Source organism: Nonomuraea sp. NPDC049655 (assembly GCF_044465465.1).
GTDB lineage: Bacteria > Actinomycetota > Actinomycetes > Streptosporangiales > Streptosporangiaceae > Nonomuraea.
Genome location: NZ_JBITLS010000007.1, coordinates 195,813 through 202,517, shown reverse-complemented (window position 1 = coordinate 202,517; position 6,705 = coordinate 195,813). Strand labels below are relative to the sequence as shown.

Sequence of the window (6,705 nt, the reverse complement as noted above, 5' to 3'; positions counted from 1 at the left end):
TCGGGGGGGGGGGGGGGGGGGGGGGGGGGGGGGGGGGGGGGGGCGGCGCGGGGGGGGGGGGGGGCGCGGCCGGCCCCCCCCCCCCCGGCGGCCCCCCCCCCCCCCCCACGACGTGGCCGCCGACCACCCGGTCGAGCAGGTCGGCGCGGCCGGTGAAGTTCGCGATGTCCGGCGGCAGCAGCACCGGGGGGCCCGCCGAGACGTGCAGCGACACGTCGTCGTGGAGCATGCGGTGGTAGAGCAGCTGCAGCTCGGGGTCGGGCTCGATCGCGTGGCCGCCGTCGAGCTGATCGCGCAGCACCGCGTACGCGGCCAGCGCGTCGACCCGGCGGCCGCTGCGGTAGAGGGCCAGCATGTACTGGCCGCGGAAGCGCTGCCACAGCGGGTGCTGCTTGGTCAGCCGTTTCAGCTCGGCCAGCAGCTCGCGGTGGCGGCCGGCGTCGAGGTCGGCCTGGACGCGGCGTTCCAGGGCGAGCAGGCGCAGCTCCTCCAGTTCCTCGCGCAGGCGCCGGGTCTCCTCCCACCGCTCGCCGTCGGGGTCGAGGTCCTCCAGGGCGGGGCCGCGCCACAGCGACAGCGCCTCCTCGTACGAGCCGCGCTCGACCAGCAGCCGGAACCGGTCGACGTCGAGCTGGTGGGCGCCGATCGCCAGCACGTACGAGCCGGACACGGTCGTGATCACGTCCTTGCCCAGGAGCTGGCGGAGCTGGCCCACGTACCCGCGGACGAGGGAGTCGGAGCGGTCGCCGCCCTCGCGTGGCCACAGCAGCCGGCGCAGCCGTTCCACGGTCAGCGGGCGGCCCGCGTTCAGCAGGAACATCGCCAGCAGGTCCCGGTGCTTCGGGGTCGTGGGGGTGCGATCCCGGCCGCCGTCGCGGACGTCGAGCGGCCCCATGATGCGGAATTCCACGCGGCCTTCCTTTTCGGAGGAGATGTCGATCAGAATGGCACATCTGATGGCTCCCCTGATTTCGTCCGACCCTCACCGTTTGGGCCGTTACTGGCTGGCCGCACGGCTGGGCGCGGGCGGCCAGGGCGTGGTCTACGAGGCGTACGGCGAGGCCGGGGAGCGCGTCGCGGTCAAGGTGCCCAGGTCCGACAGCGCGGAGTCGCGGTCCAGGCTGGCCAAGGAGGCGGCGGCGGCCCAGCGGGTGGCCTCGTTCTGCACGGCCAGGGTGATCGAGGCGCAGGTGGACGACGCGCCGCTGTACATCGTCAGCGAGTACGTCCCGGGGCCGAGCCTGCGGGAGGTGGCCGCGGAGGCGGGGGCGTACGAGGGGGACGCGTTGCGCCGCCTGGCGATCGGCGTCGCGACCGCGCTGACGGCCATCCACCGGGCCGGGATCGTCCACCGCGACCTCAAGCCGGACAACATCATCCTGGGCCCGGACGGCCCGCGCGTGATCGACTTCGGCGTGGCCAGGGAGGTGGGGCCGACCACGACCGGGCCGATCATGGGCACGCCGGGCTACATGGCGCCCGAGGTGCTCACCGGGCGCGCCGCCACCGAGGCGGCCGACGTGTGGGCGTGGGGGATGGTGGTGCTGTTCGCGGCGCGGGGGCGCGACGCGGTCGAGGCCGGCGAGCCGATGGCGGTCGTGGGCCGGGTGCTGGAGTTCGAGGCGGACGTCGCCGGGCTGCCGGAGGAGCTGGCCCCGCTGGTGTCGGCCGCCACCGCCCGTGATCCCGCCGCCCGTCCCGCAGCCGGGGACCTGCTGCTCCGCCTGCTGGGGGAGGGCGCCCGCCGGGACGCCGGCGACCCGCTGGCCCGTGGCGGGATCGTGGCGGGGGAGCTGAGGGGGCAGGCCGGGCCCGATCTGGGGGCGATCGCCGAAGAGCTCTACGGCGAGCTGAGCGAGGACGAGCGGACGGCCGTGCCCGAGGTCTTCCTGCGGCTGCTCGACGACGACGGCCTGCGTCCCGTGGAGCGCGAGGAGCTGCCCGAGGCCAAGGCGGTCGACTCGATGCTCGCCGTGTTCGTCTCGGCGGGCATCCTGGCGCAGGACGGTGACGCGTACGAGCTGGTCGCCGCCGGCCTGGTGCAGGCGTGGCCGCGGCTGCGCGACTGGCTGGCGGGCAACCGCGAAGGGCTGCCCGTGCACCGCCGCCTGGCCGAGGCCGCCGCCGAATGGGACGCCCACGGCCGCAAGCCCGCCGACCTGCTCCAGGGCACCAACCTGGACCGCACGCTGCAGTGGGCCGCCACCGAACGCAAGGACCTCACCCTGGCCGGACGCGAGCGCGACTTCCTGGACGCCGCCGCCGGACAGGCCCGCAGGCGCACCCGGCGGCGCGGCCTGCTCGCGGCCGTGCTGGCGGTGCTGCTGGTGGTGGCGCTGGGCGGGCTCGGCGCGGCGGAGTACCTGCGCAGAGAGTCGGCCCGGCAACGGGACGAGGCGCTGGCCAGGGAGCTGGCGCTGCGCGCCGCCGGGCTGCGCGAGCTGGAGCCCGCGCTGGCCGGCCTGCTCTCCGTGGCGGCCTGGCGGCTGGCCCCGGCACTGATCGAGACGGCGGGCACGCTGTACGACGCGCGCTCCCAGCACGTCACCGACGTGTTCGTGGCGCCGTACGTGGACGCGGGGAGCGTGCAGGCGCTCAGCACGGACGGTCACGTCCTGGCCTCCGTGACGGACGGCACCGCCCGCGTCTGGGACGTCCCGACCGGCCGGAAGCTGCACGAGCTGGCCGGACTCGGCGCGGGCGTGCGGAGCGTCGCCGTGAGCCTCGACGGCCGCCTGCTGGCCGCCCTGGACGACAAGGGCGTGCGGCTGTGGGACGCCGTCACCGGCAGCCGCCTCGGCGGCCGGTTCGCGAGCAGGGCGAGCGGGTTCGGGGCGCTGGAGTTCGACCGCACCGGCCGCCGGCTCGCGGTGCCGTACGGCTCCGACGGCGAGCAATGGTGGGACGTCGCCACCCGTAAGCCCCTCACCGCCCCCGGCGGCGCGATACTCAACGGCGTCAGCCCCGACGGCCGCTACGGCTTCGTCGCCGACAGCGAGGACCGGTCGCAGGTGTGGGACCTGAGCCGCCGCCGGCGGCTGCACCTGCCGACGCTGCCCGGCACCGGCACCACCGTCGAGGCCAGGTTCAGCGACGACGGCCGCGCCCTCGTGGTCGTCGAGGACGTGGCCCGCCACGACAAACCCAAGGTCCGCCTGTACGAGCTGCCCTCCGGCACCACGGAGTACGAGCTCGAAGGCGCGAACGGCCAGGCCGCGGACCTGGTCTTCGACGGCCGGTACGTGGCCACGTGGGGTCCGGCGGACCAGCTCGTCCTGCGGCCGCGCGACAGCCTGGTGACCGCTCTGCTGCTGCCGGTGCCGGAGGGCGTCACGCAGGTCCGCTTCGACCTGGCGGGAAAGGCCGTACGCCTGCTGAACGAGGCGGGCGGCGTCTCCACCGTCGATGTCTCCACGCTGTTCGATCCCCGGCTCGGCGACGAGCTGCCCGACCTGCGGATGAGCCCGGACGGCCGGGTCCTGGCCGTCAAGCGGGACGACCGGCTCGAACTGCTCGACCCGGCGACCCGCCGCCGTCTGGCCGGCCCGATCGCCTGGAAGGGCGACGGCTCGGCGATGGCCTTCAGCGCGGACGGCACGCGGCTGGCCTACGGCGACGGCGCCCGCGTCCGCGTGCTCGACGTCGCGAGCGGGCGGGAGACGCAGGCGTTCGGGCTGGCCGGGAAGGGGGCGGAGAAGGCCGACGCGCTCGCCTTCGACCCCGGCGGCCGGACCCTGGCCGTGCTGCCGTCCAGGTTCGAGGGGGAGCTGCCGCTGGAGCTGCACGACCTCACGAGTTCGCGGGCGCGGATCACGAAGGTGACGGGCGCCGGGCCGATGAGCTTCGCGCCGGACGGTTCGCGGCTGCTCATGGGAGGCCCTGAGGTGCGGCTCTACGATCCGGTCGGCGGGACCGCGCTGCCGGTGGGGGCCGAGGCGCGGCGGGTCGGCGGCGCCTTCGCCTACAGCCCGGACGGCCGCCAGGTGGCCTTCTCGCATCCTGACCGGATCACGCTGTGGGACCGGGACCTGCGGACCATGCTCGGCGCCTTCCCCAGCGTGCCGGGCGCGGAGCAGTTCGCGCTGCCGGTCTGGTCGCCCGACGGACGGCTGATCGCCACGTACGAGAAGGGCCCGCGGATCCGCCTGTGGGACGTCGCCTCGCGGCGGTACGTCGGGGTCGTGTTCGACGCGATGGCCGAGTCGGCGGGCGACAACGTCTGGCTCGGCTTCTCGGCCGACGGCACCAAGCTGTACACCCTGGACGACGACGGCGCCTTCCGTACGCACGACCTCGACCGGCGGCATGTGGCCGCGACCGTGTGCGCCCGCGCCGGCCGCGCGCTCACGGCGGCGGAGTGGCGGGCGTACCTGCCGGGGGTCGAGCCGTTCGACGTGTGCCGCTAGGACGCCCAGGCGACGACCTGGAACCAGACCGCCTTGCCGGGCGGCACGGGGTTCCAGCCCCAGTCGTGGGACAGGCTGTGGACGATGGCCAGCCCCCGCCCCCGGCAGGCCAGCGGGTCGGCCTGGCCCATCCGGGGAAGGGCGGCGCACGAGTCGCGGACCTCCACGGTCAGCAGCCGGCCCTCCCGGACCACCACGACCCGGACGGGGTCCGCCGAGCGGGCGTGGGTGAGCGCGTTGGTGACCAGCTCCGAGACGAGAAGCTGGGCGATCTCGACGGCGGCCTCCGCCGCTTCGTGATCCTTGGCGACGTCGCGGACGAACCGCCGCACGGAGGAGACGCAGCCGGGGTGCCGGGGCATCCGCCGTTCGCCGAGGACCGTGTCCGGCAGGGGCCGCCGGTCGGCGAGCGTCACGGCGGGACTTTCGGATTTCATGTGGCCAGCGTGACGCCATATGACTACGGTCGGTAGTGATCTGATTGCAAGGAGTGGACTTTGAAGTCCGTGCCGTTGGCGTTGAACCCGGGCGAGGGGAGGGCAGGGTGGCCGACTTCTACGCGCCTCAGGCGATATGGGGCAGAGAGTTGCGGCACTACCGGAAGGCGGCGGGCCTGACACAGGGGCAGCTCGCCGAGCGCATCCATTTCAGCGAGGGCCTGATCAGCGGCGTCGAGACAGGTCAGCTCCCGGCCAGCCCCGAGTTCGCCGAGGCCTGCGACAAGGCCCTCGGCACCGGCGGAGCCCTGCGCCGCCTGCTCGACTGGCGCAAGGGTCAGATCTTCCCCTCCTGGTTCGGCAAGTGGCACGAGAAGGAGCAGGCGGCGCTCACCCTGCGCACCTACGAGCCGCTCCTGGTGCCCGGCCTCCTGCAGACCGAGCAGTACGCCCGCGCCCTGCTGCGCGGCAACGAGGCCGCGGTGGCCGCGCGCATGGAGAGGCAGGCGATCCTTGCCCGCGACGACCCTCCGTCGCTGCGCTGCGTCATCGACGAGGCGGTGCTGTTCCGGCCCATCGGCGGGCCGGAGCTGATGAAGGGTCAACTGCGGCGGCTGCTCGACGCGGTCACCCCGCGGCTCAGCATCCAGGTCCTCCCGCACGGGCTGCACTCCGGCTTGACGGGTGGCTTCGTGATCGCGACCCTGGACGGAGGCTCCGAGGTGTTGTACGCGGAAACCGCGGTGCGCGGCATCACGACGAGCGATCATGAGGACGTCTCGGCGGCCGTGGAGCGGTTCGAGGCCATCCGTACCGAGGCGTTGCCCTTGAGCATGTCCCTTGAAACGATAAAGAAAGCCATGGTGGAGCGATGGACCTGAGCTGTGTCCAGTGGCAGAAGTCCAGTTTTTCCGGCGACAACGGCGGCAACTGCGTCGAGATCGCCGAGCTCAAGAACGTTCCTGGCGGCCCTGCGCACAAGGGCGGGCAGGCTGAGCTGGTCGTCGTGCGTGACTCCAAGGACCCCGACGGGCCCAAGCTGTTCTTCACGCCCGCCGAGTGGGACGCGTTCGTGGCGGGCGTGAAGGCGAGCGAGTTCGACCGCGCCTGACGGCGAGGTCACGGTGGGGTTCAGCAGGTGGCGGGGCCGGCGTCCCGCTGGACCTCTATGGAGGGCGTCTCGCCCACGTGCGGCGGCATCGCGGACGCGGACATCAGCGGATCGCCCGGGGTGCCGCCGACCTTCTCCAGGAAGTCGGCCCACTCGGTCGGCACGGTGAGCGCGGTGATCGCGTACCACTCCCCGGCCATCGCGGGGTCGCCGCCTTCGAGCGAGACGGGCACGTCCCACTGGCCGGAGGCCCGCACGGGGTCGACGCGGTAGAAGCGGGTGTGTCTGGTGCGCGGCGTGCCGGTCGTCCGGCGTACGCCGATCAGCAGGGTCGTGCCCTCGGGCAGCGTGGCGGTGCCTCTCACCAGCGGGCAGGGCGAGGCGGTGGCCCCGGGGCCGGTGACGGGCGCGGTGATGACGAGCCGGGGCGTCTCCCGCTCGCTCTGCGCCTGGCTGTACTTCACCACGACGCCGGGCAGGCCCACCAGCGTCGTGGCCATGCCGACAATGGCGGTGGCCCACTTCCTTCTGACGCTCCATACGCGTGGAGCGGGCCCGGCGCCGTGGCCGAGCTTTCGATTCTTGGCCATTTGCGGTATTTCCCCCGATCGTGCGCCGCGAGATGGATACGCGGAAACGCGACGTATCCGATTTTTTCCGGATAAACGTCGAATTGGAGTCTTTTGCTCAACGGGGTGGAAGGGTGTCAGTATGCACCCGATTTCGGGTGATGCCGTTTCCCCTGCTCATA

General features: G+C 73.5%; 6 protein-coding genes. 3 read left to right on the top strand and 3 right to left on the bottom strand.

The genetic code is table 11. The annotated features are described in order from the left end of the window. Positions 1–910: BTAD domain-containing putative transcriptional regulator (locus tag ACIBQ6_RS23740; RefSeq protein WP_397214502.1), on the bottom strand; the 910-nt coding region annotated here is incomplete at its 3' end. Positions 911–989: 79 nt separating this feature from the next. Between ACIBQ6_RS23740 and ACIBQ6_RS23735 the strand changes: the two genes are divergently transcribed. Beyond that, positions 990–4,406, top strand: a complete 3,417-nt coding sequence (locus tag ACIBQ6_RS23735) for a protein kinase (RefSeq protein WP_397214500.1) — start codon at positions 990–992, stop codon at positions 4,404–4,406. Here ACIBQ6_RS23735 and ACIBQ6_RS23730 read toward each other — a convergent pair. Then, positions 4,403–4,843 (bottom strand): ATP-binding protein, encoded by a 441-nt coding sequence (locus tag ACIBQ6_RS23730; RefSeq protein ID WP_352352479.1) that lies wholly within the window; start codon positions 4,841–4,843, stop codon positions 4,403–4,405. The two genes, ACIBQ6_RS23735 and ACIBQ6_RS23730, sit on opposite strands and share 4 nt — an antisense overlap. A 107-nt stretch (positions 4,844–4,950) precedes the next feature. On the opposite strand from ACIBQ6_RS23730, the gene ACIBQ6_RS23725 reads away from it, so the two are divergent. Continuing rightward, a complete protein-coding gene (locus tag ACIBQ6_RS23725; protein WP_352352480.1) occupies positions 4,951–5,724 on the top strand; it encodes a helix-turn-helix transcriptional regulator in 774 nt (257 codons plus the stop codon). Beyond that, complete coding sequence (locus ACIBQ6_RS23720) at positions 5,715–5,954, top strand: DUF397 domain-containing protein (RefSeq protein ID WP_352352481.1); 240 nt, start codon at positions 5,715–5,717, stop codon at positions 5,952–5,954. The genes ACIBQ6_RS23725 and ACIBQ6_RS23720 overlap by 10 nt, the downstream gene beginning before the upstream one ends. A 20-nt stretch (positions 5,955–5,974) precedes the next feature. Here the strand turns inward: ACIBQ6_RS23720 and ACIBQ6_RS23715 are convergent, their stop codons facing one another. After that, positions 5,975–6,454, bottom strand: coding sequence for a hypothetical protein (locus ACIBQ6_RS23715; RefSeq protein ID WP_358292051.1), 480 nt, complete (start codon positions 6,452–6,454; stop codon positions 5,975–5,977). Positions 6,455–6,705 lie beyond the last annotated feature (251 nt).